Raw genomic sequence first — 25,409 nt, forward strand, 5'->3', positions numbered from 1 at the left:
ATGGCTGTCGTCGAAGTCAAAAGAGGCAACTCGCCGATCATTCTCGGCTTTCCGCATACCGGCACCGACGTGCCAGCGGCGATCCGGGATCGGCTGAACGACAACGGCCGGATCCTCGCCGATACCGATTGGCATATCCATCAGCTCTATGATGGTCTTCTGCCGGAGGTGACCGTCGTTCGCGCCACCTTCCATCGCTATGTGATCGACGCCAACCGGGATCCCGAAGGCGTGAGCCTCTACCCCGGTCAGAACACGACCGGGCTGATCCCGGAAACGGATTTCGACGGCAAGTCGATCTGGAAGGATGGAGAGTCACCGACCGAAGCCGATATCGCCGAACGTCTCCAGGGGTTCCATGCACCCTATCACGCGGCCCTTGCCGCCGAGATCGAGCGGGTGAAAGCGATCCATGGCGTGGTCGTGCTTTATGATTGCCACTCGATCCGCTCGCACATCCCGTTCCTGTTCGAAGGCAAGCTGCCGGATCTCAACATCGGCACCGACATGGGCAAGACCTGCGCGCCCCAGATCGAGAAGGCGACGGCCGAAATCGCCGCCGGTGCCGAAGGTTACAGCAGCATTCTCAACGGCCGCTTCAAGGGCGGCTGGACCACCCGCCACTATGGTCGCCCGGAAACCGGCGTGCATGCCATTCAGATGGAGCTCGCGCAATCGACCCATCTCGCCGCCGAAGAACCGCCTTTCGCGCTCGACGCCACACGATCCGCCCTGTTGCGAAAGCCGCTGGGAGCGATCCTGAACCGCATCGAAACCATCGCATTTGACCTCAAGACACTGACAGGGAGCGAGGCATGACCATCAACAATCCGCGCCACAACATTCGCGACGTGCGCGCCCCTCAGGGCACCACGCTCAACGCCAAGAGCTGGCTGACCGAAGCGCCGCTGCGCATGCTGATGAACAATCTGGACCCGAACGTCGCGGAAAACCCGCACGAGCTGGTCGTCTATGGCGGTATCGGTCGCGCGGCGCGCACCTGGGCTGACTTCGACAAGATCGTCGAGACGCTGAAGGACCTCAACGACGACGAAACCCTGATGGTGCAGTCCGGCAAGCCGGTCGGCGTATTCCGCACCCACAAGGATGCGCCCCGCGTTCTCATCGCCAACTCCAACCTCGTGCCGCACTGGGCGAACTGGGACCATTTCAACGAACTGGATAAGAAGGGCCTCGCCATGTACGGCCAGATGACCGCCGGCTCGTGGATCTACATCGGCACCCAAGGCATCGTGCAGGGCACCTACGAGACCTTCGTGGAAGCCGGCCGCCAGCATTACGGCGGCAATCTCAAGGGCAAGTGGGTGCTGACCGGTGGTCTCGGTGGCATGGGCGGCGCCCAGCCGCTCGCCGCCGTCATGGCCGGCGCATCGTGCCTTGCCGTCGAGTGCAATCCTGACTCGATCGATTTCCGCCTGCGCACCCGTTATCTCGACGAGAAGGCCGAGACGCTGGATGAGGCAATGGAAATCATTGCCCGCTGGACGAAGAACGGCGAAGCCAAGTCCGTCGGCCTGCTCGGAAACACTGCCGAGATCCTGCCGGAGATGGTTCGCCGCGGCATCCGCCCGGACATGGTCACCGACCAGACGTCGGCGCACGACCCGGTCAACGGCTACCTGCCGAAGGGCTGGACGATGGCCGAATGGAAGGCCAAGCGCGAAAGCGACCCGAAGGCGGTCGAGAAAGCCGCCCGCGCCTCGATGCGCGAGCATGTCGAAGCGATGATCGCCTTCCAGGACATGGGCATCCCGACCTTCGACTACGGCAACAACATCCGCCAGGTCGCCAAGGAAGAGGGTCTCGAAAACGCCTTCGCCTTCCCGGGCTTCGTGCCGGCCTATATCCGCCCGCTGTTTTGCCGCGGCATCGGTCCGTTCCGCTGGGCGGCTCTGTCGGGCGATCCGGAAGACATCTACAAGACCGACGCCAAGGTCAAGGAACTGACCCCCGGCAACACCCATCTGCACAACTGGCTGGACATGGCGCGCGAGCGCATCTCCTTCCAGGGCCTGCCGGCGCGCATCTGCTGGGTCGGTCTCGGCGATCGCCACCGACTTGGCCTCGCCTTCAACGAGATGGTCAGGAACGGCGAACTGAAGGCGCCGGTCGTCATCGGCCGCGACCATCTCGACTCCGGCTCGGTCGCCTCGCCGAACCGCGAGACCGAAGCGATGAAGGACGGCTCGGACGCCGTTTCCGACTGGCCGCTTCTGAACGCTCTGCTCAACACCGCATCGGGCGCCACCTGGGTGTCGCTGCACCATGGCGGCGGCGTCGGGATGGGCTTCTCGCAACATTCGGGCGTCGTCATCTGCGCCGACGGTACCGATGATGCGGCCAAGCGCCTGGAGCGCGTGCTCTGGAACGACCCGGCAACCGGCGTCATGCGCCATGCCGATGCGGGCTACGAGATCGCGCTCGATTGCGCCAAGGAAAAAGGCCTGCACCTGCCGGGCATTCTCGGCAACTGAGCCGCGCCCGACCGACATAATCAAGGACCTACAGATAGGGGCGTCGAAAGGCGCCCCTATCACTTTTTGATGAGACTGCTGTCAGGAGTGCGTCTTCCAGGCTCCGGCGCCTTGCAGCCGTTGATAGCAATGCTAGAAAAATCGAGATGCCATCGCATTGCCCGCGACGCGTTGCAGGACGTCTCCGTTCGCTCACGCGCGCGCTGGCTTTGACGAGAAGGCTTGATGCGTTAGGGCACGAACAGGAGAAGAACCATTAGACATCTGATGTTTGCAACCGGGCTTCTTGCGAGCGTCTTTGTTGCCTCGTCCGCGCTCGCTCAGACCGTGAGTTTCTTCGGCCCTGTTCGCAACGGAGAACGGCATTTTACCGCCTTCCCGGAGTTTATCGGCGTCGGAATGAGCCAGGGGGAGACCAAGAAGAGGGACGTGGTCTTCTCGACAATTCAAATGATCGCCATGGCCGCCGGACTTGAGACCAAGGCTCAACCGGGCCTTGGAAGAAATACCATCGGCGTGATCTTCAGAAAAGACGTCGTCAAGAATGGGCGGGTCGACGTCAGAAAAATTGAAGACTTCGGCTTCGACGCCTACTACGAGCGCCTGCTGAACGATACTGCCGCAACTGGCGTACCGAATTGCGCTTCCGCCGTAAACTATTCTGCGGAAGGACGGTTTGACCGAGCCGTCATCGTTGCAAACAGCGATGTCCCCGACCAGGAATTGGCGACTTGCGTGGCGCAGGCCCAGGCGCACGCTCTGGGGATCGCCACCTTTACCTCCAGCAAAGCCGACTTTTCGCGCTTCTTCGCAAGGATCATGATCCTCGCCGATCAGAAGAAGAGATGTCTCCAGGACAACCAGACAAAGTTCACCTGCACTTTTGTCGACGAGCCCTGGGACTGACTCACGAGCGCCGGATTGTTTTCTTCCCTGATTTATCGCCGTCGAGCGCGAGCAGCAGCACCAGCCCGGCAAAGCCCCCGGCACCGCCAAGCAGGGCGGTGCCCGAGTAATCGCTGATCCGCGTGCCGAGTGCAAAAAGCCCGGCGCAAAGACCGCCGCTCAGGAAAAGGTTCACGGCGAGCAGCGAGCTTCCCAATCCCGGTCGGTCGGCAATCAGGTCTTGGAGGTAGCTGATCGGGATGGTGATCAACGCGGCGGCGCCAAAGGCGCTGATCAGCGTAAGCGCGTAGATTTGCCAGGTCGCGGTCGAGAAGCCGAGCAGCACCATGTAGCCAATATAGATTGCGGTCCCGAGCGCCAGCGCCTTGAATGGAACGAGGCTCAATTGGATGCGCGCCCAGACGAAGATGAACACGACTTCGAGGAAGGCGACAATGCCGACGATGATGCCGATATCGGTGACACTGCCGCCAATCTCGTCGGTCATGATCAAAGGCAGCACGGCGGCGTTGACGTGCAGCGACGAGGTGATGATCGCAACCGCGATCACGCGCAGGAAAATCCGCGGCGCCAGGATCTCCCGAAAAGACGTCCAGTACGAAAGCCGCTTGCCGAGCGATGCGTCGGCCCCGCTTTCGTTGGGCAGTTTGAAATAGACGATCAGCAGATTGGCAAGGCAACCGAGACAGGCGAGCAGGTAGGCCGGCAACATGCTGTCGCCGCCGGCGAGCGCAAAGCCGACCAGTCCGGGCACCAGAACCCAGGACACGGATATGGCCGCGCGGGCGCCCGTCGTCAGCGATGCAGCATCATGGCCGCTCATCCGCCGGGCGATACTGCGCACATTGGCGAAAAGCAGCGTGTAGACCGCGCCGTAGATCGGCAGCAGCAAGAGGACGCTGACGACGAAGCTCATCTGGTGCGGGAGCACATAGACGATGCCGTAGCCGACAACGCCGAAAAAGATCGCCGTCGACATCAGCAGTCGGTAGTTGCCGACGCGATCGGCCAGGATGCCGATTGAAACGCTGACGATGACGTTCACCGTCGACGCAAGCAGGATCAGCAGCGAATAGACAGCGTCGCTGAGCCCCAGCTCGTTGATACCGACGACCGACTGATAGGGCGAGGTGGCCGCACCGGCAAACCCGAACAGGAAGATTGCCAGCATGCTGATCCGCATGGCCGGGTTGCGCATGGCGCTGAGAATGGTGGAGGTCATGCTAGAACGTGTCCGCGAAGCGGGTGGAGGATATCGCACAATCGCTTAAATTGTGATCGATTTAAGGACGGTGTTATGCGGAAGGCCAAGGTTCTGCGCTTCTTGCAGGTCGAACGACACGCGGCGCTTTGATGAAAGCCCTACCCGGAAATCGGGGAGGGAAAGTGCAAAATATGTCTCAGGCGCCGCTCGACCAACGCGCCGAAAAACGGGCGACAGGTTCGAAGGCAAAGTCCTGGTCAAACGGATAGGCCGGTCGCTGACGGCGCAGACTCGCGAGCCCCTGTATGTCCTGATTGACGACCCCGTCAGTCAGGGCCATCAGGTTGGGGTTGGCGATCGGCGCCAGTTCAGGCGAAAGATAGCCCGACTTGACGACGAGCAGCCGAACGGCCTTGGGATCCAGGCCCAGCCGCCGGAAATCCTCGATGTTGTGGTAGGGCCTGCGGCGTGCCGCGATGACCACATCGATCGCGCCGACACGCACCACCGCCTGCCGCTCTTTCGCAGGCCCGGGATCATCCAGCGTGACGACCTCAGCCAGCATCTCTGCGCGAGGGCTTGCCGGATCGAGGCTGCCGCCGATCTTGAGCATCAACGTTTCGCCGATACCAGCGGCAAAGCAGGCTTCGACCGCAGGCAGGTCCGTGATACCTGCAATCAAGGCGCCCCGCCAGCCGCGGGCGAGCAGCGCCTTCAGCACATCGGCGCGGTCGCCGACGCCGCCGCCGGTCGGGTTGTCACCGGAATCCGCAAGAATGATCGGCGTCGTCGTTGCCCGCTCGGCGATATCGAGCATTTCGTTCAGTGGGCCCGTCGCCGGACCGAAGCGGAAGTTGCGACGCTCGGACCAGTAGCCGGCGGCAATCTCCTCCGCTGCGCGTTTGGCCGCCGCCCTATCCGTGGCAGTTACCACCGCACAGGCGGTCGCCCGCGGCTCGTCGGCCCAGACATAACCGACCATCAGGTTGGCATCGAGCACGCCCGGCCGCTTATCCATTTCGGGCAGTTGCGCGTAAAGCGACTTTGCCGGCTCGTCCTCGGTCGATGTGCATTCGCCGGGAAGCAGGACCGGAACCGGTGCCCAGGCGATGCCGGGACGCGTCCCGTCTCTCAGCGCCGAGACGAGCATCGACCAGGCACGGGTCATGGTCTCCGGCGTGTCGATATGCGGCGCGGTTCGATAGGCGGCAAAGATGTCGAGCTGATCGATGATCTTCTGGCTGACATTGCCATGCAGGTCGTAACTGGCCGCGATGGGGCAAGCGGGGCCGACGACAGCGCGGGCGGCCGAGATCCAGTCCCCTTCCGCATCGTCCACCCCATCGACCTTGATGGCGCCGTGCATGGCGAGATAGAGGCCGTCGATCGGCAGGGCTTCACGCAGCTTGTCGAGGAACTCCGCCTTGAAGGCGTCGTAGGTCGGGCGCGACACTGGGCCACCCGGAACGGCGCGCGCATGCAGCAGCGGCAGATGCTCGACGCCTTCGGCTTTCATGAACCCGAAGTACTCGGCGTCCAGCAGCGCCTTTCCGCGCAGCACGCGAAAATCTTCCTCCGTCATTAGGACAGGCGAGTAGGTGCTGCATTCGGTATGGATCCCACCAACGGCGATGCGCATGGGCGTTCCCCTCAGAGGTTCGGGCTGAGCGGCGCGATGGCCGCAAAGCGAAGCCAGTCCTTCGCCGACTTCGGTGTCCATGCCGCTTCGGCGATCGCTGGAAGCCGCGGGAAGACGAGACGGTTGAAGTAGCCGCGCGAAAGATAATGCTCGGACCAGATGCAGGCCTGCACGCCTCTGAGGCGCGCCTTCAATTCGTCCGGGAACTCGCCCTCGGCCTCGTAGCCATAGGTGTGCGCAGGTGTCGCCGTACCGGCCCAGCTTGCGCCCGGCTCCTGCCAGGCGTCAGCCTGCGCCATGTCGAGGTAATAGGCTTGGCCGGGGGTCATCACCACATCATAGCCTTCGCGGGCGAGTTCGATCCCGACCTCCGGTCGCTCCCAGGCCATCAGCAGCGTATCAGCGGTCGAGACACCGCCGCCATGCGCCACCTCGTTCCAGCCGGCGAGCTTGCGGCCACGCGCCGTCAGCATCTGCTTGACCCGTTTCAGGAAGTAGGATTGCAGCGCGAAGGTGCCGGAAATGCCTTCCTGCTCCATCAGCTTCTTGGCCAGCGGCGAAGCGAGCCATGACCCGTTCGCCACTTCGTCGCCGCCAATGTGGATGTAGGCGCTCGGGAAAAGCTCGACCATCTCGTCGAGGACCGTCTCCAGGAATTCATAGGTGAAGGCAACGGCCGGGTTGAGCGCGTTGTTGGGATAGCCCTGAACCGAGTGGTAGCTCTCCGGCGCCTCCTGGCCATCGGTCAGATCCGGCAGCGCCACCAGGGTCGCCGTGCTGTGGCCGGGAATGTCGATCTCCGGTACGACATCGACATGCAGGGCCGTCGCCTGCGCGACGATCGCCTTGACGTCCTCCTGACTGTAGAAGCCGCCGACGGGCTCAGCGCTGTTGCCGAGTTGCGGCAACAGCGGCTCATCCGGCCCGCGCAACACGCCAAGCGTCGTCAGTTGCGGGTAGGCCTTGATCTCCAGGCGCCAGGCCTCATCGTCGGTCAAATGCCAATGGAAAACGTTGAACTTGAACCAGGCGAGAATGTCGATTAGCCGCGCCACATCCGCCGTCGGATAGAACTGGCGGGAGACGTCGAGATGGCAACCGCGCCAGCTGTAACGCGGAGCATCCGAAATTGTGCCGCTCGCCGGAAAGCGGAACTTGCCCGGATGGTTGCGTGCCCCGTCCAGAAGCTGGACCAGACTGATCAAACCATATTGCCGGCCGGCGCTGCCGCCAAAGCTGAGGCGAATTTCGGTCTCGGAAAAGTCGAGCCGATAGGCCTCGGCCTTAAGACCAGTGTCGGCGGCAAAGACGATCGCCTGCCCCTGCTTTGAGGCCGCCAGGCTGAAGGGGGCGTGACCCGCAGTAAACAGGCGATGGTACATCGCCAGAACCGTATCGACGGCTGCGACATCTTCGCCCGACGCGCCGACCGCCGGATAGAGAACGACGGGGAATCCGTCTCCAGCACGAAGCTCGAGCTTCGCCGGCCAGGGCTGCAACGCATAGGGCTGATCGAGCTTGCCTTCCGGCAGCCGCACAGGCGGCGGCTCGCTGACAGCATTTTCAAGCAGCAGGTCGGAGACGGCAACCGGCACGTGCCGGCCATCGGCAAGCGTCAGATAGGCGGACTTCGCACCATCGGTGCAATGGCGCGCATTGCGGTGCAGGCCGCTGACAGTGAAGGTCCAGCTTCCACCGTTATCGATCGTCAGCCCCGCTGGCGGTGCGAATTCGTGAAAGTTGGCGTTGCGGCGCAGGAACACGGCATTGTCGCAGGCCTTGGGATCGATCACCCGGGTGAGCGAGGTATAGACGATCCTGAAACCGGAAAGCGGCGCTCCGGAGAAATTGAACAGCGTGAAGGTAAACCGCCCGAACGGCCCGCCATCCGGCTGCCAGGACGCCTCGAGACGGTAGGAAACCGGGTGCATGCTCATCCTCCAGTATGCTTATGTCAGTAGTGGCTTGATTGCGAGAACGTGCGGGCCAGCTCCGCCTGTCCGGCGGTCAGGCCGCAATCGACAGGCAAGCAGACGCCCGAAATGGCGGCCGCCAGCGGGCCTGCCAGGAAGTGCACGGCATTGGCGACGTCATCGGGATTGACGATGCGCTGCAGCGGATACCAGCGGCGCGCCTCTTCGAATACGTCCGGGTTCGATGCCGCCCTCGCCTCCCAGGCCTGGGTGCGCACCGTACCGGGCGCCACCGCATTCGAGCGGATGCCGAACTTGCCGTACTCGACCGCGATCAGTCGGGTCAGATGCAGGAGGCCGGCCTTGGCGGCGCTATAGGCCGGGTGGCCGAAGACGTTCATGCCGTTGACCGAGGCGATGTTGACGACCGAACCGTGGGTCTCTTTCAGCATGTCCTCGACGGCGCGAAAGGTGAGGAAGGCTGCCTCGAGGTTTAGCGCATTGTCCATGCGCCAGATCTCCGGCGTCGTGTCGTGCAGGCTGACGGCACGGGCGGCGCCCGCATTGTTGACGAGAGTGCGGACGGCGCCCTTCTCCGCGGCCTTCGCCGCCATCGCCGCCACGCTTTCGGCGTTGGTCACGTCACAGGCGACAGCGATGAAGCGCTTCTCGTCGCCAAGCGCCGTTGCTGCCTTTTCGGCGGCCTCCGCATCGATGTCGACGAGCAGGACCACGTCATGGTCTTCGGAAAGCTTGCGGGCGATAGCACGGCCGATATCGCCGGCGGCGCCGGTGACGATCGCGAGAGATTGCGTCATGCGTTGACCTTTCGCGGCACGTCAGTCTCCGAGAAGCTGGCGGTCGTCACCGTCGCGGTGCGTCACCAGTTGCTGTTTGATGCGCCGAAGTGTGGCCGTTGCCTGCGGCTGAACCCGGTAGGCGACGAGACTGGAGAGGATGTCGAGCAGCGCCAGATAGGCGATGCGGGTGGAGGTGGGACGGTAGATGTTGTTGCCCTCGGGCAGGTCGACCGGAACGGTGATGCTGGCAGCGTTGGCCACCGGGCTGCCGCTCTGCGTCAACGCGATGGTCGGCACTTTCAGTTCGCGGGCGAGCGTGAAGGCGCGCACCAGTTCGGCGTTACGGCCGGAAAAGGAGGAGCCGATCAGCACGTCCGTCGGCCGGGCCGCCGCCGTCATCATCAGTTGCATGCTGTGATCAGAGCTGGATGTGATGCGCAGCCCGAAACGAAAGAGCCGGTTTTGAAGCTCGCCGGCGATCATCGACGAATTACCACCGGAACCAAAGGCGTAGATCATTTCCGCTGAGGCGATGCGCTCGACCGCCTGTTCAATCGCGGCCAGATCGAGCGAACGATGCAGCAAGAACAGCGCGTTCTGCGATTTGGTGATGATGTCCTGGGCGACGTCGCCGGTCTCGCGGCTCTTCGGCTCCGGCTTCAGGTAGCGCATGCCGATGTAGGCGGTTCGCGCAAGCTGCACCTTGAAGTCGGAGAAACTGTCACAGCCCAGCCGGCGACAGAAGCGGGTGACCGTCGGCGGCGAAACGTCCGCCTTGCCCGCGAGCTCGATGATGGAGGCGTTCACCGCGAACTCGAAGTCGTTCAGGAGAATATCGGCAATGCGGTTTTCCGATTGGGAGAGCCGCCCTTTTTCTTCCTGCAGTGTCGCGAAGATGTCCATCGCCCGCTTACGCCTTGCTCGGATCACGAATGAGAGCGGGCTGCGGACCGAAAACCGCTCCCGCTCCAGGATCAACCTTCCTTCGGCTTATAGGCCACGCAGTCGATCTCGACCTTGCAATCGACCATCATCGACGACTGGACGCAGGCCCGTGCCGGCGGATGCGCGCCGAAGTACTCCTGGTAGATCTTGTTGAATGTCCAGAAGTCCCGGGGATCGTCGAGCCATACGCCGCAACGAACCACGTGCTCCGGGCCGTAGCCGGCTTCCGCCAGGATGGCCGTCACATTGGCGATCGTCTTGTGGGTCTGGGGGATGATCCCACCCTCGATGATCTCGCCGTTTTCCATGGCGACCTGACCGGAGACATAGAGCCAGCCGTCCGCCTCGACAGCGCGCGCAAAGGGCAAAGTTTTGCCGCCAGCGCCGACCTGTTCCGCACCATAGCGCTTGATCGTCATCTTGAGCCTTCTTGCAAATTATTTTCTTTGATCGTTGACAAGTGACCATAGAAAGCTGAATTTGGCTAGCGAAAAACACCATTCATGAAAAGAATTTCAATCCAGGGCGCGAATATGCGGGATCCTTTTCTCAATCCATTCCCCTCCTCCGATGCTGCACGCCACTCGATCTGGGAGATGCTGGTCTCCCGCGACATCACTGCCTTTCTGGCAGCCGACTGGTCGATGGTTGCAGACGATTTCGTCGGAGAGAGCTTCATCGGCATCGATGGACGCCGCGAAACCAATCCGGACAATTGGCGGCTGACGTTCCCGTCGCTCGCCGCCTATCGCGAAGAGTGGCTGCGCCAGGCGCAGGATTTTGCGACACAGAGCTTCGCCGAAGATCCGCGCACTGCGATCTTCACCACGACAACGCTCGAGGACATCGAGATCAACGGCGAGCAGGCGCTGGCGCGCAAGAAGTTCGATGGCAGCCTGAAGAAGACGGACGGCAGCGTCGACATCCTGAAATGGCAGACAGTCTATTACTGCCGTCTGCATGAAGGACGCTGGAAGATCGCCGGCTTTACCGGCTACCTGCCAAACCCGATGGACACGGCTTCCGCATAATTTCCTGGATCGTCACCCGTCCGGGAAAAATCATGCGCCAGACTTAGAGCTTGCAGCGGCTTTCGCTCATCCGGACGGATGAGCGGCGCTGCGGGCGTGACGTGATAGAAAAGGCAACGGCATTGCGGATCTTCACAGCGGCGCTTGCGACCGAGACCAACACCTTCTCTCCGATCTGCATCGACCGCAGGGCCTTCGAAGCCTCGCTCTACGCTCCGCCGGGAGAACACCCGGAGACGCCGACGCTTTGCACGGCGCCAATCACCGTCGGCCGGCGCGTCTGCGCGGAGAAGGGCTGGGACCTGATCGAGGGGACCGCGACCTGGGCGGACCCGGCTGGCCTCGTCAATCGCGAAACCTATGAAGACCTGCGCGACGAGATCCTTGGCCAGTTGCGCGCCGCCATGCCCGTCGACGCCGTGGTGCTCGGCCTGCACGGCGCGATGGTCGCCGATGGTTACGAAGACCCCGAAGGCGACCTGCTGACGCGCGTGCGCGCAATCGTCGGTCCCGATATCCTCGTCTGCGCCGAACTCGACCCCCATAGCCACCTGACCGCCAAGCGCGCCGCCGCGTCGACCTTCTTCGTCTACTTCAAGGAGTTCCCGCACACCGACTTCGTCGACCGGGCCGAGGATCTCTGGAAGATCGCCGTCGACACGCTCGAAGGCCGCATCACGCCCGTCATGTCGATCTTCGACTGTCGGATGATCGACGTCTATCCGACTTCACGCGATCCGATGCGCTCCTTCGTCGACAAGCTGATGCGAATCGAGAAAGAAGACGCTGACGTGCTTTCTCTTTCCGTGATCCACGGCTTCATGGCCGGCGACGTCCCGGAAATGGGGACGAAGCTGCTCGCCGTCACCAACGGCAAGCCGGAGAAGGGCGCGAACCTCGCGCGGGAACTGGGTCTCGAACTCTTCTCACACCGCGGCACCTTCATCATGCCGCAAATCGACGAGAAGCAGGCGGTCGACGAGGCGCTCGCGGCAACCAGAGGCCCCGTCGTCATCGCCGATGTCTGGGACAACCCGGGCGGCGGTACGGCCGGCGACGCGACGGTGCTGCTTGAAGAGTTGCTCGCCCGCGGCGCAACCGACGTTGCCGTCGGCACGATCTGGGATCCGATGGCGGTGCAGATCTGCATGGCGGCGGGCGAAGGCGCCGAAATCCCCTTGCGCTTCGGCGCCAAGTCGGCGCCGGGAACCGGCAATCCGGTCGATGGCACGGTCAAGGTGGTCAAGCTGGTGCGGAATGCCGAGATGCGCTTCGGCGAGAGCTTCGCTCCCTTCGGAGATGCGGCTCACATCCGTTTCAAGGGTATCGACATCATCCTCAATTCGACCCGGGCGCAAAGCTTCGATCCGAGCCTGTTTTCGGTGATGGGCATCGACCCGACGGAAAAGAAGATCCTGGTCATCAAGTCGACCAACCACTTCTACGCCTCGTTCTCCAAGATCGCTGCGGAGATCCTCTATTGCTCGGCCGGCACGCCCTACCCCAACAATCCGGCAAAGACCGACTACAAGCGCGCGCCGAAGAATATCTGGCCGAAGGTCGAGAACCCGCACGCAACCGAGAAGGGCGCGGCCTAACGATTTGTGGTAGCGTCGCCGGGCGCGATCGCTCCTTCAGCGATCGACGGCCTGGCGGGCCATCTCGATGTACTGTGCGACGTGTTTCTCATCCATATCCGCCGGGCTCAGGAGCCTGATGTGGCGACGAAGCTTGCCCGAACCCTCCAGGACAGCATGCGGATCGGGCAAGGCGGCGCCACGGCTAAATTCCAGCGTCACGTGCTGGGCGTAGGAAAAGACGCCGCAGAAGCTCTCAGCGGACGAAAACAGTATGCCGCCATACTTCACCTCTTCGGTGACCGCAGGGCCTGAAGCAAGCGCGATGTCCCGCAATCGGGTGACGATCGCAAGCTGATCGCCGCGATGAAGCTCGATCTCCCGCAGAAGGGCCTGGATCCGGTCATCGGTCATGCGGCACCCGAGGCGATGACAAACGGCCTGAACTCCGGCGCGGGTTCGCGGTTGGAGTAGATGTAGAGCAGCACGCCGTTCGGATCCTTCACCGCAAAGCCACGATCTCCCCAAGGGTGATCCTCGATCGGCAGTGCCGCGGCAAGGCCTGCCGCCGTGATCCGGCGATACTCGCCGTCGACGTCCGCGACGCAGAGATTATAGGTGAGGCCTTCGGTGTTGCACACGGGCTGCCCCAGTTGCGGCTCCATGAATTGCAGCGACAGGCCTTGGCCCAGTTCCAGGCTGATGTACCAGCCGCAGTCGAACGTCAGCCGCGCAGAGAAGTATGTCAGGTAAAAGTCTCGCGACGCGGCAATCCGGTTGGTCGTAATACAGGGCGAGGCTGTGGTCGGGCGCACAGGCGGGTTCCTCCTGAGTTATGGCGTTCGTGGGTTGCGCGGTCGTGCCGGGCCGCTAAGCGGGCATCGCGGAGCAGAGCTCGACAAGGCAGCCGTTGAGATCGCGGACATAGCCGACCACCTGCCCCCACGGCTTTTCTTCCGGCGGCTTCACCGGCGATGCTCCGGCAGAGACTGCCATCTCATAGGCCTCTTGCGGCACCGAGCAGACAAGCGCGATTTCGAAACCGGCAGCGAGGTCACCCTTGCGGTTCGCGCGAACAGCAAAACCATTCAGCTCCGCCATGGTCTCGCTGGCAAAGGCCAGAGCCGTTTCACCGGTCTGCATCTCCGCATAGAGGTTGCTTTCATGCACGAACCCGCGCTTCAGACCGAACGCCGCCTCATAGAACGAGACCGTTGCCGGCACGTCGGGAACATAGAGGATCGTGTATCCGAAACGGATAGTCATGTTTTCGTCTCCAAGAGTTGCCCGCCACTGAAGTCGGTCACGGGCTATCATCGTTCATTGCCTGGCTCCGTTCTTGAACAATTCGGACATCAGTCCGAGATCGTCACCAGCGTGACGTCGGGCAAGCGCGCCGGCGAGAACCCGCCCAACCGCCGGAAGACCCGGGTCATGTGGGATTGGTCGGCAAAGCCGGCTTCGAACGCGGCATCGGCTGGGCTGAGGCGGTGATCGCGCAAAAGACGCAGGGCCCGATGAAACTGGATGATCGCCGCAAACGCCTTCGGCGTAAGACCCGTCGCGTGAAGGAGGATGCGCCTGGCGGTGCGCTCGGAGACACCATGCATCGCGGCGAGCTCGGCGATGCGCAACCGACCGCCGGAAGCGTGCAGCGCGCTTATGATGTCGCGGCTGAGCGGTGCCACCTCAAAGTCACTCTCGGCATCGCGCTTGCGGACGAACCGCACCAGCCGACCGGCAAGTTCCTGCTGGTCCGATGCCGGCTCGCAAAGGGCGGCGAGGTCGGGCCATTGGCCCAGAGCGGCCGCGCCGATCAGCGCGTCACCGTGCAACCGGATCGGCTCCAGCCCGAGAATTCTCTGGAAATGGCCGGGCCTCAGCCGCACGCCGACGAAGGCGGCACCCGGTTTCAGCGGGACGTCGTAATAGCCAGTCGTTGGACCGGTCACGATCGGCGTCAGGTCGCGGATTGGCGAAGCCTTGAGCGCAAACCTGAGGATGATGTCGCATCGCCCATCCGGCAGGACCCGGTAACTGCCTTCGTTGCGGCTGACAGACGCCCAGACGGCTTCGATCCCGGCATTGGCGTCAACGAGATGAGGAAGCTCCGTATAGCGGCTAAGCGTCATGATGCCCTATCCCAGTGCGCTTGATCGCCTTTGAACAGGAGGAATGGGCGCCAGCGACGGGCGATTTTTACAGACAGAACTGACGGATATCCAGCTACACTACCAAGCACTGGCCGCGCCCTGATCGGACGCGACCGTGATCCTGGCCCCTGGTTTCAAGCAGCCGCGGGGTTGAGCACGCCCATATCGATGTCGGTCAACTCGACGCGACGTTCGAGCGCTATACCGGCCTCGTCGAAGAGGTGGCAATCGGGAGTACGGATACCGGCCTGCACAGTTTGTTCCGGCTGGATCGCCGCCGTTCCCGGCAACATGGCGCAGAAGTTCTCACCTTCTCCGCCGATCGCGGCATAGGCAACCGTGTGGGCACCGAGACGTTCGATGACCGTCGGCGTCACCTTCAGCGTCAGGTCGCCGGTGCCGAGCACGATATGTTCCGGACGAACTCCAAGTGTCAGCGTCCGACCGGCGAGGCCGGCTTGCGGGACGACCGGAACGATCACCGATTGCCCCTTGTAATCGACCTCGACACCCGCGTCGCTGACGCCCTTGCAGGTCACCGGCAGGAAGTTCATCTTCGGATTGCCGATGAAGCCGGCAACGAAGGTGTTGGCCGGCTTGTGATAGAGCTCGAGCGGCGCGCCGGTCTGGGCGATCTGGCCGGCATTGAGAACGACGATCCGGTCCGCCATCGTCATCGCCTCGACCTGGTCGTGCGTGACGTAGATCATCGTTGCCCGCAATTGCCGGTGCAGCTTCGCCAGCTCGATGCGCATGTCGGCGCGAAGCGCCGCGTCGAGATTGGAGAGCGGCTCATCGAAGAGGAAGATCTTCGGCTCGCGCACGATCGCCCGCCCGATCGCGACACGCTGACGCTGACCGCCGGACAGCATGCCCGGCTTTTGCTGCAGCCGCTGGTCGAGGTGCAGGATGCGCGCCGCATGCTCCACCTTTGCCTTCAGCTTCTCCTCGGCCATCTTTTCCACGCGCAGCGGAAAGGCGATGTTCTCAAAGACGCTCATGTGCGGATAAAGCGCGTAGGACTGGAAGACCATGGCGATGCCGCGCTTGACCGGCGGCAGGTCGTTGACGCGTTTGCCCTCGATCAGGATGTCCCCCGAGCTGGTCTCGTCGAGACCAGCGATCATCCTGAGCAAGGTCGACTTGCCGCAACCGGAGGGTCCGACGAAAACGACGAACTCACCGTTCCTGACTTCGAGATCGATGCCTTTCAGCACCTCGAATGTCCCGTAGAATTTCTGAACCCGATTGAGATTGAGCTGTCCCAAGAAACTGTCTCCGGCCACCGGCGAGAAGCGGCTCATTTATAGCAGAAGGAAGCAAGGGCCGCGAACCCCAATGGGATCGCGGCCCGGTGGCCTTACTTGTACTCTTCGAGGTCGGCAGCCGCCTTCTTCAAGGCGTCGGCCGGCTCGGCCTTGCCGGTCACGACCGACTGGACCATCTCGATGATGACGTTCTGGAAGCCCTTGTAGTCGGTAAAGAGCGGCTCGGGACCACCGAAGGCGATACCGTCGATGAACGGCTTCCAGTAGGGATCCTTCTTGACGAATTCATCGACCATCGGCGACGGACGAAGCGGCGTCAGGCCAGCAGCGCCCTGAAGTTCATACTCGCCCTGCGGGCCGGGCGACGTGATGAACTTGGCGAACTCGATCGCCTTCTCTTCGACGCCGGAGCCCTTGAAGACCGCCAGGCTGTCGGTGATGAGAAGTGTACCCTCGCCCTTGGCCGAGGGGCCGAGCGGCAGCGGCGCCACGCCCCAATTGACCTTGGTGTCCTTCAGGCGAACGGCAGCACCGGAGCCCGACTGAAGCATACCGACCTTGCCGTCGAGGAAGATGGCCCGCATCTCGTTCTGTTCGTAGGCGGTCGCGCCTTCGACAGAATAGGGCGTGATGTCCTTGTAAGCCTGGAGCGCCGCCAGAACTTCCGGGCTGTCGATGACGATCTTGTCGCCGTCGATGACCTTGCCGTTGTTGGTATAAACCCAATGCATGAACTGGTGCATCGTGTTGTCGAAGGTCTTGGCCGGAAGGCCATAACCGGCAACGCCCGTCTTTTCCTTGATCGTCTTGGCGAACTCGATTTCTTCAGCCCAGGTCTTCGGCGGCTTCTCGGGATCAAGGCCAGCCTGCTTGAACAGGTCCTTGTTCCAGTAAAGCGCCTTGGTCGAGAACGCGACCGGCACGCCCCACTGGTTGTCGTCGAAGGTCACCGTATCGACGATGTTGGGGTAGTAAGTCTTCTTTTCGTCGTCCGTCATCGGCACGGGTACGATGAGGTCGTTCTGGGCGAATTCCTTCAGCGTGCGCGAGCCGACATAGGCCATGGCGACCGGCGTGCCGGCGGCGGCAAGGGTCGTTGCCTTGTCCTGGCACTGGGCCCAGCCGACGACTTCCGGGGTCACCTTCCAGCCCGGGTTCTTCTCCTCCCACTGCTTGATGTACTTCTCGTGCACCGCATCCATGGTGTCGCCGCAGTAGATCCAGCTGATCTCCTGGTCGGCCGCCTTTGCGGTCACGGCGCCGAGCGCGGTCGAGCCGAGCAGGGCAAGGGCGAGCACCCCCGTCTTGAATTGGATAGACACGTTTTTATGCTCCCGTTCTCTGGTGGTTGACTTAAGTCTTATTGTTTCACCGCGCCCGCGGTGAGCCCGCTGACGAGATAGCGTTGCAAGAGGAAGATCACGACGACGGCCGGCGCGATACCGACGAAGCTTGCCGCCATCAGTTCGTTCCAGACCACCTCCTGGCGCCCGAAATAGGCAAACAGCCCGACGGGAAGCGGCATGTATTCGCTCTTGGAATTAAAGGTCAGCGCGTAAATGAACTGCTGGGCATAGGCGCCGATGAAGGTGGTGATCGCCACCACGGTAATGCCAGGCATGGCGATCGGCAGGATCACCCGGCGCAGCGTGTAGAAGTGGCTGGCGCCGTCGACGAAGGCAGCCTCGTCCAGTTCGCGCGGGATGCGCATCATGTAGGTGCGCAGCAACCAGATCGCCGACGGGATCAGGAAGGCGACGCCCGGCACGATCATGGCGAGATACGTGTTGAGCACGCCGAAGGTGCGCATCAGCCGGAACAGCGGAATGAGCAGCACCGCGCCCGAGAACATGTTGACGGCGAGGAATGCGCCGAGCAGCACGCCGGCGCCGCGGAAGTTGAAGCGGGCGAAGGCGTAGGCAGCCGGAATGACCAGCACCAGCACGATGGCCGTGACGATGGTGGAGATGAAGAAGGAATTGAAGATGTAGCGGGCAAAGCCCGGCACGCTCTGCCACATCGTAAAGTAGGCGGCGAACGAGCCGTTTTCCGGCCAGAAGCGATAGGGTGACGAGAACAGCAGCCCGAGCGGCTTCAGCGACACCAGAAAGCCCTCGACGAAGGGCGCCAGGATAAAGCACAGGAACACGAAGATACCGGCATAGATTCCGACAAGCTCGTACCAGCGGTAGCGATTGATCAGGGCCGGCTGGCTCATTTCTGTTCCCCCTGAGAAAGACGGCTGGTGACCCGGAAATAGGCAAAGCAGAAGATCGACAGGAAGATGCAGATCAGCACCGCACGCGCCGCCCCTTCGCCATACTTCTTCGATCCGATCGCGGTGCGATAGGTGTCGATGATCATCGTCGTCGTCTCACCATTGGGACCGCCCTGGGTGAGGATCCAGATGATGTCGAAGGAGTTGAAGGTCGCAATCAGCGACAACATCGACATGGTGATCAGCGACGGCACGAGCAGCGGCAGCGTGATGCGGCGGAAGCGATAGAAGCGCCCTGCCCCGTCGGTCCAGGCGGCCTCGTAGAGATCCTGCGGGATCGCCTGCATGGCCGCCAGCATGTAGAGCGTTACCAATGGCACGCCGATCCACACGTCGGTGACGATCGTCGCCCAGAAGGCGGTTTCGCCCCGCGCCAGGAAAGCGATCGGTCCATTGCTGAGGCCGAGGTTCTGCAGCACGCCGGAGATCATGCCGAACTGGCCGTTGTACATCCAGCCCCACATGAAGATGCCGATGGCCATCGGCACGATCCATGGCGGCATGGTGAGCAGACGGAACAGCGCCCGGCCGGGCACGGCGGCATTCAGCATCGTTGCGCCGAAAACACCGATGATCATCTTGATCGACACCGAGAAGAACGTCCAGACGAAGGTCCGGAAGATGACCTCGGCGAAGGTCTCGTTGAAGATCTTGTCGTAGTTGGTCCAGCCGACCCAATTGGTCGTCTTCTTCAGCGACGCGTCCGTAAACGACAGGATGAAGGTGTCGACCAGCGGATAGGCGACGATCACCGTGACGTAAAGAACAGCAGGAAGAAGCAGGATCCAGGCGAAGATGACTGTGCTGCGTTGAACACTCATCCGTCGCCTCCCCTTACGCCGCGCGGGAATGCAGGGCTTCGTCGAAACGGTCCCAGATGGGCCGGAGGTCTATGACGCTCTTCTTGCGCCGAGCCTCGTCCATGGAGAGCGCCAGGATGCCGGCTTCCAGCGCATCGCGCGTCGAAACCGGCAGCGGCCGGCCGTCGCGGACATGGCCGATGATATCGGTCGCCATCTGCTCGTCGGCACCGTAGTGCTGCGACAGTTCGGTGGCCTTGTATTTGTTCTCGATGACCTTCTTGCCGGTCAGCATCTCGTGCACGTCGAAGTAGCCGCGAATGAAATCGCCCTCGGCCATACCGCGCGAACCCATGATGCAGAAGCGGCGGAACTGGTCCGGCACGTTGAGATTGGTGTGGAAGTTCATGCCGACGCCATTGGCATATTCGACGATCGCAACCTGGTAGTCGATGATGTCGCCGTCGCTGTCGAAGACCTTTTCAGACCCCATCCAGCCGCTCGGCTTGCGGTGGAAGAGCTCGAGGTCGTTGATGCCTTCGCGGGCCGGATCGTTGGCGGGGATGAAGCTCTTGCGGCCACCGAAGCTCGCGACGCGTTCCGGGCGAGCACCGACGACGCCATTGTAGAGGTCGAGGTCGTGGCAGCATTTCTCCAGCATGAAGCTGCCGGAATAGCGCTCGTAGCGGCGCCAGTCGCGCATGAAGAAGGCGCCGTGATAGGGCTCGATATGCTCGGATGCCTCGATCGAGACCACCTGGCCAAGCTTGCCTTCGGCAAGCGCCTGGCGGAGATCGCGGTACATGGGCGCGTAGCGCAACACGAGACCGACCATCAGCCGCTCATGACCGAACTTCGCCATGAGCGCTGCGAGTTCCAGGCTCTCCTGGATCGTCGTCACGATCGGTTTTTCGCTGAAGACCTTCAGGCCGGCTTCGAGGCCGATCCGGATATGGTCGAGGTGCATGTGGTTGGGCGAGCCGATCATCAGGAGATCGAGCTTCTCGTTGGCGATCAACTCTTGCGGTGTAGCATAGGCCTTGCCGGGAGAGATGCCTTTTTCGGTAAGCGTGGCCAGACCGGCCGGGTTCGGATCGACGTATCCGGCGATTTCGAAGCTCTCGTCCATGGCCTTGAAGACATAGCCGAGATAACCCAAACGGAATCCGAGTCCGATGATGCCAACTTTCATGCTCGTCCTGTTCCCCTGCCTTTTGGCGTAATTTATTTTCGCAGACTGGGACAGTTTTTTCAGGCCGTCAACTCAAATCCGCATATTTCGTAAAATTGTGAAATTCATTTTCATATCTCAGGCAAATGCTGACAAAGCAGGCATTTCATGGACAACTAAAGAGGGTGCGCACAGCGCAACTCTACGGCAGGAGGAAAGCGGTCCAGACCACTGCACGTTGCGGAACGATCTTTTTCACGGCTCACGTTTTTCCGACCAGGCGGTCACGCCAGCGCAGAAGCCCGAGCAAGGGCCGGGCCAGATAGGGCGTCGGGATTTTTCGGTGGTCGCCGACCGTCCCTCCTCTTGCGACAGGCGCATCCGGCTCGATCAGGAACGCAACGACCAGCGCGTCGCGGGTGGCGACAAGGTCCAAAGCTTCATCGGAGGGAAACAGACCCTGCTCCGTCGCGCAGAAACTGGCTCGACCCGCCTGTATCGCACCGGAGAAGACATAGAAATAGAGGTGACGGCCTGCCACTCGGGGAAACGTTGTCCCTACCCCGGCCTCGAGCCGGAGATCGAAAATGTCGATGGCGTTGCGGACGAAGAAGGGAGCCGTCCCACCTTCTGGCCCGACAAGATGCCGCCACTCGTTGACCGCCCCGGCGGCAATCGGCCCATGCTGGATGTTCGGCGGCAGATCGAGGCCATGCGGGCGCACGAGGATCTGGAGCATCCTGAGCGGCGGATCATCAGGCAACGTCTCTTCGGAATGCCAGAAGCTCGTGCCCGCATTCATCACCATCAGGTGTCCGCTGTCGATGACCAGCTCGCCGATGGAGCGGTCGTTGTGGCGCATGACGCCATCCGGCACCCAGGACAGGATTTCGTCGTTGCGGTGCTCGTGCATGGCGATCAGCCGACCCGGCGAAAGCATCGATTCCACGACCATCGCCAGGGGACCATAACCATGATCGCGCGGCCAGGGCAGCAGCCATCCGGGCATGTTGAGCCTGGCGACAAACCCGCCGGCATCCCGGACGACAGGACTTCTGGCCCCTCGATAAAGCATCGTCCATTCTAACACGATGCTGCGGCTTGGCACGCCGACGAATGGCGAGCGCGCCCTGGGCCGTTCCGTGAGGCGGCTTCAGCGGCCCATGCGCGCGGCAAGCTTCCGCTCCGCCGCCTGCAACCCGTCGTGCAAAAGCACCGCAAGCGTTGCGACGATCAGGCCACCCTGAACGACGAAGGAAAGGTTGTTCGACTGCAACCCGGCGATGATCACTTCGCCAAGCGTTTTTGCGGCGACCGTCGATCCGATCGTCGCGGTTGCGAGGCTGATGACCACCGAAAGCCGGATGCCGGCCAGGATCACCGGCATCGCCAGCGGCAGCTCGACTTTGAGAAGCCGCTGGCCGCTCGTCATGCCGGCACCGCGCGCCGCCTCCATGACCGACGGAGGCAAGGTCGTCAGCCCCGTCAGCGCATTCTCGAAAATCGGCAACAGGCCGTAGAGGAAGAGCGCGATCAGCGTCGGCTTTTCACCGAAGCCGAAGATCGGAACCGCTAGCGCCAGGACCGCAACGGGCGGAAAAGTCTGACCGATATTCACCAGGCTTCGCGAGAGCGGCAGGAATTCCGCTCCCGAGGTGCGCGTGACGAGAATGGCAAGCGCCAGTGCAACCAGCGCGGCCGCTGCTACCGCCAGCGCCACCGTGCGCAGATGCAAGAACGTCAGCTGCAGCAGGCTTCCCTGGTTGTAGATGACAGGGGCGTTGTCCTGCACCAGCGGTCGCAGCAGCGGCTCGAACCAATGCGGCTGCAGCAGGAACGCGACCAGAGCCAGGAGAACCGCGATGCGAATGAGCGTGGCGAGCTTCGGCATCAGGCTGGACCGGCCGCGCGTTTGGCCAGCCCCTTGAGGCTGACCTTGCCGATCACGGCACCGTCGGGACCTGCAACCGGCAGGGCATCTCGTCCGGACCAGAGGAGTTCGGCCAAGGCTTCCCTCTGGCTGGCATCGCTCGAAATCGGCGCGCCTTCTGCGGCCCCGGGCTCCACCGCGCTCGAAACCGGCGCGATCGCCAGCAGACGATAGGGCCGTTCGCCCGACCCAATCAGGCTTTCGACAAAGGGGGTGGCCGGCTTCAGCAGCATTTCGGCGGGGGTCGCGTACTGAACAACTTTGCCCTTGTCCATGACGGCGATGCGATCGGCCAGGTGAAAGGCCTCTTCCATGTCGTGAGTGACGAGAATGATCGTCGTCTGAAAATGTTTCTGGATGGCAAGCAGGTCGTCCTGCGCCTTGGCGCGGATGATCGGATCGAGCGCCCCGAAGGGCTCGTCCATCAACAGCACCTTCGGCTCGGCGGCAAGCGCCCGGGCAACGCCGACACGCTGCTGCTGGCCGCCGGAAAGTTCGTGTGGGAAGCGTGGACCGAAATCAGCAGGATCGAGCTGGAAAAGGCGCAGGAGTTCCTCCACCTTCGCATCGATGCGCGCCCGCTCCCATCCGAGCAAGGTCGGCACGGTCGCAATGTTCTGAGCGACAGTGCGATGGGGAAACAGACCGTGCCCCTGGATCGCGTAGCCGATCCGTCGGCGCAACTCATAACCCGGTAGCGAACGATTGTCCTCGCCGTCGAGGCGGATTGTGCCCGAGGTCGGCTCGACCAGCCGGTTGACCATGCGCAGAAGCGTGGTCTTGCCGGAGCCGGAGGTCCCGACGACGACCGTGACCGTGCGCGGCGCGATCGTCAGGCTGACGTCATCGACAACGGTGCTTTCGCCATAGCGTTTGATGATGTTCTCGATCTCGATCATGCGGCCTCTGCCTGCCTGGTGTTGGGTGTGGCCATCTCGATGACCGCGTCGAGCACGATCGCCGCGGCGAACGCCAGCACGACCGTCGGGACGGCACCGAGTAGCACGAGGTCCATCGCGGTCTGGCCGACGCCCTGGAAGACGAAGACGCCAAAGCCGCCGCCGCCGATGAGCGCAGCGATGGTCGCAAGGCCAATATTCTGGACGAGCACGATGCGGATCCCGGTGAGGATCACCGGAAAGGCCAGCGGAAATTCGATGCCGACCAGCCGTTGCCAATCGGTCATGCCGATGCCACGCGCGGCGTCGTTCGCGTCTCGCGGAACGCCGGCCAGTCCGACGACGGTGTTGGCGACGACAGGCAGCAGCGAATAGAGGAAGAGGGCGACGAAGGCCGGGGCAACGCCGATGCCACGAATGCCGATCGAAGCGGCGCCCGGCACATGGAGGGCGATCCAGCCGAGCGGGGCGATGAGAATCCCGAAGAGCGCAATCGACGGGATCGTCTGAATCGCGTTCAGCACGCCGAGCAATCCGTCGCGCAGTCGCGTGACCCGGTGGCAGAGGATGCCGAGCGGGATGCCGACGAGGGTCGCGGCGACGAGCGAGCCGAGCGCCAGGGTCACATGCTTCCGGCCCTCCGCCCAGAACGTATCCACGCGGCTCGCGTACTCCTTCAGGATGGAAAGACCATCCCAGGTGCCTGAAAGCAAGAGTATCCCTGTAAAGCCAAGCACGGCGACGAGCACCACCACGCGCACGAAAGGCGCCGGGCGCAGTCGCGTCAAGGCGTCGGCCGCGAGCAGCCCGAAGGCAAAAAGCATGGTCCAGAAGCCCGAAGCGGGCGACACCCGGGCATAAGTGTTGGCTTCAGGCGTCAGATGCGTGGCGGCAACACCGATGCCGAGCGCCAGCGTGGCGAGCGTGACAAAGGCCGCAGCGAGACGCAGATAAGCGGGCGAGCGCAGTAGCGCGACGACGACCGCGCAGACCACGATGGCCAGCAGCACGGCACTCCCGCCCGCAGGCAAGGCGTCGGCCACCGACTTGACCTCACCGGCGACGATACGGTTGGCACGAAACGTTGCAAAAGGTGCGATGAAGGCACCGCCGAGCGCCAAGACCGCAATGATCGCTCCGAGCTTGTCAAAGCGGAGTGCTTTCAAACCACATCCCTCCCCGCCTGTGCCGGCGCGTCTCCGGCACCTGCAGGCCTATCCCGGAACGCCGGCCATCCGACCAGCGTCCCGGGTGTCCGTCAACTTATTTCAGGAAACCGTTCTTCTTCAGGAAGTCCTCGGCGACTGCCTTGGCCGGTTCGCCGCCGACCTGCACGCGGCCGTTCAGCTCCTGCAGCGTCACCAGGTCCAGCTTTTCGAACACCGGCTTCAAGAGTTCCTCGATCTGCGGGTTTTCCTTGAGCACCGCTTCGCGGATGATCGGGGCCGGCTGATAGACGGGCTGCACCGCCTTGTCATCCTCCAGCACGACGAGGCCGGACGGCGCGATGCCGCCGTCGGTGCCATAGACCATGGCCGCGTTCGCGCCGTTCGTCTGGTTCGCCGCGGCCGCAATCGTTGCCGCGGTATCACCGCCGGAAAGCGTGATGAGCTGGTCCTGCTTCAAGGTGAAGCCGTAGGTCGTCTGGAACGCCGGCAGTGCGGCGGCCGAGTTCACGAATTCCGACGATGCCGCCAGCACGAGCTTACCGCCGCCGGCGACATACTTGCCGAAATCGCTGAGCGTCTTCAGCTTGTTTTCGTCGGCCACTTCCTTGCGCAGGCCGATCGCCCAGGTGTTGTTGGCCGGTGACGGCGTCAGCCAGACGATCTTGTTGGCGTCGTAGTCGAGCTTCTTGGCCGTCTCATAGCCCTTGGCCGCATCCTTCCAGACCGGATCGTCGGCCTTTTCGAAGAAGAAGGCGGCATTGCCCGTATATTCCGGATAGATGTCGATCTCGCCGGCGGTGATCGCCTTGCGCACGACCGGCGTCGCCCCAAGCTGGACGCGGTCGACCGTCTTGATGTTGTTGGCGTTGAGCACCGCAAGGATGATGTTGCCGAGCACACCGCCCTCCGTGTCGATCTTCGAGGATACGACCACATCGGCACTCGCCGCGGCAGCAGTCAGCGTGAAGGCAAGGGCAGTTCCGATAAGCAGTCTGGTCAGGCGCATGATGGGTCTCTCCTCGAGTTTCGCTCCGCAAGTTTGATCACGGAACGCCCGCTCCGTCGGGGCAAGGCATTCCATATATGTCAGGCCCCGGCAAAAAATAGGGTTGCACGCAGAGACTGTAGCAGGTGAATAATCTCGCCGGCGACTAAGACGATCGAAAGCATAGACTAAGAGAAACCGCCGGTGATTGCGCGATTGCAAAGGCCGGCATTGTCGGCCACTCTG

The 25,409-nt window shown here is 62.5% G+C and carries 25 protein-coding genes; 5 read left to right on the forward strand and 20 right to left on the reverse strand.

The window, feature by feature from the left end; translation table 11 throughout:
* The 3 genes from hutG to JVX98_RS01555 all read left to right on the forward strand — a co-directional run bounded on the left by hutG (position 1) and on the right by JVX98_RS01555 (position 3,401).
* A complete protein-coding gene (hutG, locus tag JVX98_RS01545; protein WP_205236637.1) occupies positions 1–819 on the forward strand; it encodes an N-formylglutamate deformylase in 819 nt (272 codons plus the stop codon).
* 2 nt (positions 820–821) lie between these two features.
* Complete coding sequence (hutU, locus tag JVX98_RS01550; protein WP_205236952.1) at positions 822–2,495, forward strand: urocanate hydratase; 1,674 nt, start codon at positions 822–824, stop codon at positions 2,493–2,495.
* 267 nt (positions 2,496–2,762) lie between these two features.
* Entirely contained in the window at positions 2,763–3,401 is a 639-nt protein-coding gene (locus tag JVX98_RS01555; protein ID WP_205236638.1) for a hypothetical protein, read from the forward strand.
* Between the two features lies 1 nt (position 3,402).
* On the opposite strand, the gene JVX98_RS01560 is transcribed toward JVX98_RS01555, so the two are convergent.
* The 6 genes from JVX98_RS01560 to JVX98_RS01585 all read right to left on the reverse strand — a co-directional run bounded on the left by JVX98_RS01560 (position 3,403) and on the right by JVX98_RS01585 (position 10,321).
* The gene (locus JVX98_RS01560; protein ID WP_192449709.1) at positions 3,403–4,623 is read right to left on the reverse strand and encodes an MFS transporter; all 1,221 of its coding nucleotides are present in this window, start codon (positions 4,621–4,623) and stop codon (positions 3,403–3,405) included.
* A 178-nt stretch (positions 4,624–4,801) separates the two neighbouring features.
* Positions 4,802–6,244 (reverse strand): M81 family metallopeptidase, encoded by a 1,443-nt coding sequence (locus JVX98_RS01565; RefSeq protein WP_205236639.1) that lies wholly within the window; start codon positions 6,242–6,244, stop codon positions 4,802–4,804.
* A gap of 11 nt (positions 6,245–6,255) precedes the next feature.
* A complete protein-coding gene (locus JVX98_RS01570; protein WP_205236640.1) occupies positions 6,256–8,175 on the reverse strand; it encodes a beta-N-acetylhexosaminidase in 1,920 nt (639 codons plus the stop codon).
* Positions 8,176–8,198: 23 nt separating this feature from the next.
* Positions 8,199–8,975, reverse strand: a complete 777-nt coding sequence (locus JVX98_RS01575; protein WP_205236641.1) for an SDR family oxidoreductase — start codon at positions 8,973–8,975, stop codon at positions 8,199–8,201.
* Between the two features lie 21 nt (positions 8,976–8,996).
* On the reverse strand, positions 8,997–9,860 hold the full coding sequence (locus JVX98_RS01580) for a MurR/RpiR family transcriptional regulator (protein ID WP_043613460.1): 864 nt from the start codon (positions 9,858–9,860) through the stop codon (positions 8,997–8,999).
* 71 nt (positions 9,861–9,931) lie between these two features.
* Positions 9,932–10,321 (reverse strand): RidA family protein, encoded by a 390-nt coding sequence (locus JVX98_RS01585; RefSeq protein WP_205236642.1) that lies wholly within the window; start codon positions 10,319–10,321, stop codon positions 9,932–9,934.
* Positions 10,322–10,435: 114 nt separating this feature from the next.
* Between JVX98_RS01585 and JVX98_RS01590 the strand changes: the two genes are divergently transcribed.
* Both JVX98_RS01590 and JVX98_RS01595 read left to right on the forward strand, forming a co-directional pair.
* Entirely contained in the window at positions 10,436–10,933 is a 498-nt protein-coding gene (locus tag JVX98_RS01590; protein WP_205236643.1) for a hypothetical protein, read from the forward strand.
* 122 nt (positions 10,934–11,055) lie between these two features.
* Positions 11,056–12,531 carry a M81 family metallopeptidase gene (locus JVX98_RS01595; protein WP_205236644.1) on the forward strand — a complete coding sequence of 492 codons (1,476 nt, stop codon included), beginning with the start codon at positions 11,056–11,058 and terminating at the stop codon, positions 12,529–12,531.
* 36 nt (positions 12,532–12,567) lie between these two features.
* On the opposite strand, the gene JVX98_RS01600 is transcribed toward JVX98_RS01595, so the two are convergent.
* From JVX98_RS01600 to JVX98_RS01665, 14 genes are all read right to left on the reverse strand, one after another.
* Complete coding sequence (locus JVX98_RS01600; protein WP_205236645.1) at positions 12,568–12,924, reverse strand: DUF1801 domain-containing protein; 357 nt, start codon at positions 12,922–12,924, stop codon at positions 12,568–12,570.
* Positions 12,921–13,325: a VOC family protein gene (locus JVX98_RS01605; protein WP_205236646.1), complete on the reverse strand. Its 405-nt coding sequence runs from the start codon at positions 13,323–13,325 to the stop codon at positions 12,921–12,923. The genes JVX98_RS01600 and JVX98_RS01605 overlap by 4 nt, the downstream gene beginning before the upstream one ends.
* Positions 13,326–13,380: 55 nt before the next feature.
* Positions 13,381–13,770 carry a VOC family protein gene (locus JVX98_RS01610; protein ID WP_205236953.1) on the reverse strand — a complete coding sequence of 130 codons (390 nt, stop codon included), beginning with the start codon at positions 13,768–13,770 and terminating at the stop codon, positions 13,381–13,383.
* Between the two features lie 95 nt (positions 13,771–13,865).
* On the reverse strand, positions 13,866–14,642 hold the full coding sequence (locus tag JVX98_RS01615; protein WP_205236647.1) for a helix-turn-helix transcriptional regulator: 777 nt from the start codon (positions 14,640–14,642) through the stop codon (positions 13,866–13,868).
* A gap of 155 nt (positions 14,643–14,797) precedes the next feature.
* A complete protein-coding gene (locus JVX98_RS01620) occupies positions 14,798–15,931 on the reverse strand; it encodes an ABC transporter ATP-binding protein (RefSeq protein WP_192449698.1) in 1,134 nt (377 codons plus the stop codon).
* Positions 15,932–16,023: 92 nt separating this feature from the next.
* Positions 16,024–17,253 carry an ABC transporter substrate-binding protein gene (locus JVX98_RS01625; protein ID WP_205236648.1) on the reverse strand — a complete coding sequence of 410 codons (1,230 nt, stop codon included), beginning with the start codon at positions 17,251–17,253 and terminating at the stop codon, positions 16,024–16,026.
* A 38-nt stretch (positions 17,254–17,291) separates the two neighbouring features.
* Positions 17,292–18,149: a carbohydrate ABC transporter permease gene (locus JVX98_RS01630; RefSeq protein ID WP_192449696.1), complete on the reverse strand. Its 858-nt coding sequence runs from the start codon at positions 18,147–18,149 to the stop codon at positions 17,292–17,294.
* Positions 18,146–19,030, reverse strand: coding sequence for a carbohydrate ABC transporter permease (locus JVX98_RS01635; protein ID WP_192449695.1), 885 nt, complete (start codon positions 19,028–19,030; stop codon positions 18,146–18,148). Before JVX98_RS01635 ends, JVX98_RS01630 begins: the two co-directional genes overlap by 4 nt.
* A gap of 13 nt (positions 19,031–19,043) precedes the next feature.
* Positions 19,044–20,201: a Gfo/Idh/MocA family protein gene (locus tag JVX98_RS01640; protein WP_205236649.1), complete on the reverse strand. Its 1,158-nt coding sequence runs from the start codon at positions 20,199–20,201 to the stop codon at positions 19,044–19,046.
* 241 nt (positions 20,202–20,442) lie between these two features.
* A complete protein-coding gene (locus JVX98_RS01645; RefSeq protein WP_205236650.1) occupies positions 20,443–21,255 on the reverse strand; it encodes a pirin family protein in 813 nt (270 codons plus the stop codon).
* A gap of 78 nt (positions 21,256–21,333) precedes the next feature.
* A complete protein-coding gene (locus JVX98_RS01650; protein ID WP_205236651.1) occupies positions 21,334–22,071 on the reverse strand; it encodes an ABC transporter permease in 738 nt (245 codons plus the stop codon).
* Complete coding sequence (locus tag JVX98_RS01655; RefSeq protein WP_205236652.1) at positions 22,071–23,009, reverse strand: ABC transporter ATP-binding protein; 939 nt, start codon at positions 23,007–23,009, stop codon at positions 22,071–22,073. Before JVX98_RS01655 ends, JVX98_RS01650 begins: the two co-directional genes overlap by 1 nt.
* Positions 23,006–24,175, reverse strand: a complete 1,170-nt coding sequence (locus JVX98_RS01660) for an ABC transporter permease (RefSeq protein ID WP_205236653.1) — start codon at positions 24,173–24,175, stop codon at positions 23,006–23,008. Before JVX98_RS01660 ends, JVX98_RS01655 begins: the two co-directional genes overlap by 4 nt.
* A gap of 97 nt (positions 24,176–24,272) precedes the next feature.
* Positions 24,273–25,184: an ABC transporter substrate-binding protein gene (locus tag JVX98_RS01665; RefSeq protein WP_205236654.1), complete on the reverse strand. Its 912-nt coding sequence runs from the start codon at positions 25,182–25,184 to the stop codon at positions 24,273–24,275.
* Positions 25,185–25,409: the final 225 nt, after the last annotated feature.

The organism is Ensifer sp. PDNC004, assembly GCF_016919405.1.
GTDB lineage: Bacteria > Pseudomonadota > Alphaproteobacteria > Rhizobiales > Rhizobiaceae > Ensifer.

Bases quoted from the DNA above. Each gene is read 5' to 3' on its own strand.
- hutG (WP_205236637.1), top strand. From the start codon at position 1: ATGGCTGTCGTCGAAGTCAAAAGAGGCAACTCGCCGATCATTCTCGGC.
- JVX98_RS01555 (WP_205236638.1), top strand. From the start codon at position 2,763: ATGTTTGCAACCGGGCTTCTTGCGAGCGTCTTTGTTGCCTCGTCCGCG.
- JVX98_RS01560 (WP_192449709.1), bottom strand. From the start codon at position 4,623: ATGACCTCCACCATTCTCAGCGCCATGCGCAACCCGGCCATGCGGATC.
- JVX98_RS01565 (WP_205236639.1), bottom strand. From the start codon at position 6,244: ATGCGCATCGCCGTTGGTGGGATCCATACCGAATGCAGCACCTACTCG.
- JVX98_RS01570 (WP_205236640.1), bottom strand. From the start codon at position 8,175: ATGCACCCGGTTTCCTACCGTCTCGAGGCGTCCTGGCAGCCGGATGGC.
- JVX98_RS01575 (WP_205236641.1), bottom strand. From the start codon at position 8,975: ATGACGCAATCTCTCGCGATCGTCACCGGCGCCGCCGGCGATATCGGC.
- JVX98_RS01580 (WP_043613460.1), bottom strand. From the start codon at position 9,860: ATGGACATCTTCGCGACACTGCAGGAAGAAAAAGGGCGGCTCTCCCAA.
- JVX98_RS01585 (WP_205236642.1), bottom strand. From the start codon at position 10,321: ATGACGATCAAGCGCTATGGTGCGGAACAGGTCGGCGCTGGCGGCAAA.
- JVX98_RS01590 (WP_205236643.1), top strand. From the start codon at position 10,436: ATGCGGGATCCTTTTCTCAATCCATTCCCCTCCTCCGATGCTGCACGC.
- JVX98_RS01600 (WP_205236645.1), bottom strand. From the start codon at position 12,924: ATGACCGATGACCGGATCCAGGCCCTTCTGCGGGAGATCGAGCTTCAT.
- JVX98_RS01615 (WP_205236647.1), bottom strand. From the start codon at position 14,642: ATGACGCTTAGCCGCTATACGGAGCTTCCTCATCTCGTTGACGCCAAT.
- JVX98_RS01630 (WP_192449696.1), bottom strand. From the start codon at position 18,149: ATGAGCCAGCCGGCCCTGATCAATCGCTACCGCTGGTACGAGCTTGTC.
- JVX98_RS01635 (WP_192449695.1), bottom strand. From the start codon at position 19,030: ATGAGTGTTCAACGCAGCACAGTCATCTTCGCCTGGATCCTGCTTCTT.
- JVX98_RS01640 (WP_205236649.1), bottom strand. From the start codon at position 20,201: ATGAAAGTTGGCATCATCGGACTCGGATTCCGTTTGGGTTATCTCGGC.
- JVX98_RS01645 (WP_205236650.1), bottom strand. From the start codon at position 21,255: ATGCTTTATCGAGGGGCCAGAAGTCCTGTCGTCCGGGATGCCGGCGGG.
- JVX98_RS01650 (WP_205236651.1), bottom strand. From the start codon at position 22,071: ATGCCGAAGCTCGCCACGCTCATTCGCATCGCGGTTCTCCTGGCTCTG.
- JVX98_RS01655 (WP_205236652.1), bottom strand. From the start codon at position 23,009: ATGATCGAGATCGAGAACATCATCAAACGCTATGGCGAAAGCACCGTT.
- JVX98_RS01665 (WP_205236654.1), bottom strand. From the start codon at position 25,184: ATGCGCCTGACCAGACTGCTTATCGGAACTGCCCTTGCCTTCACGCTG.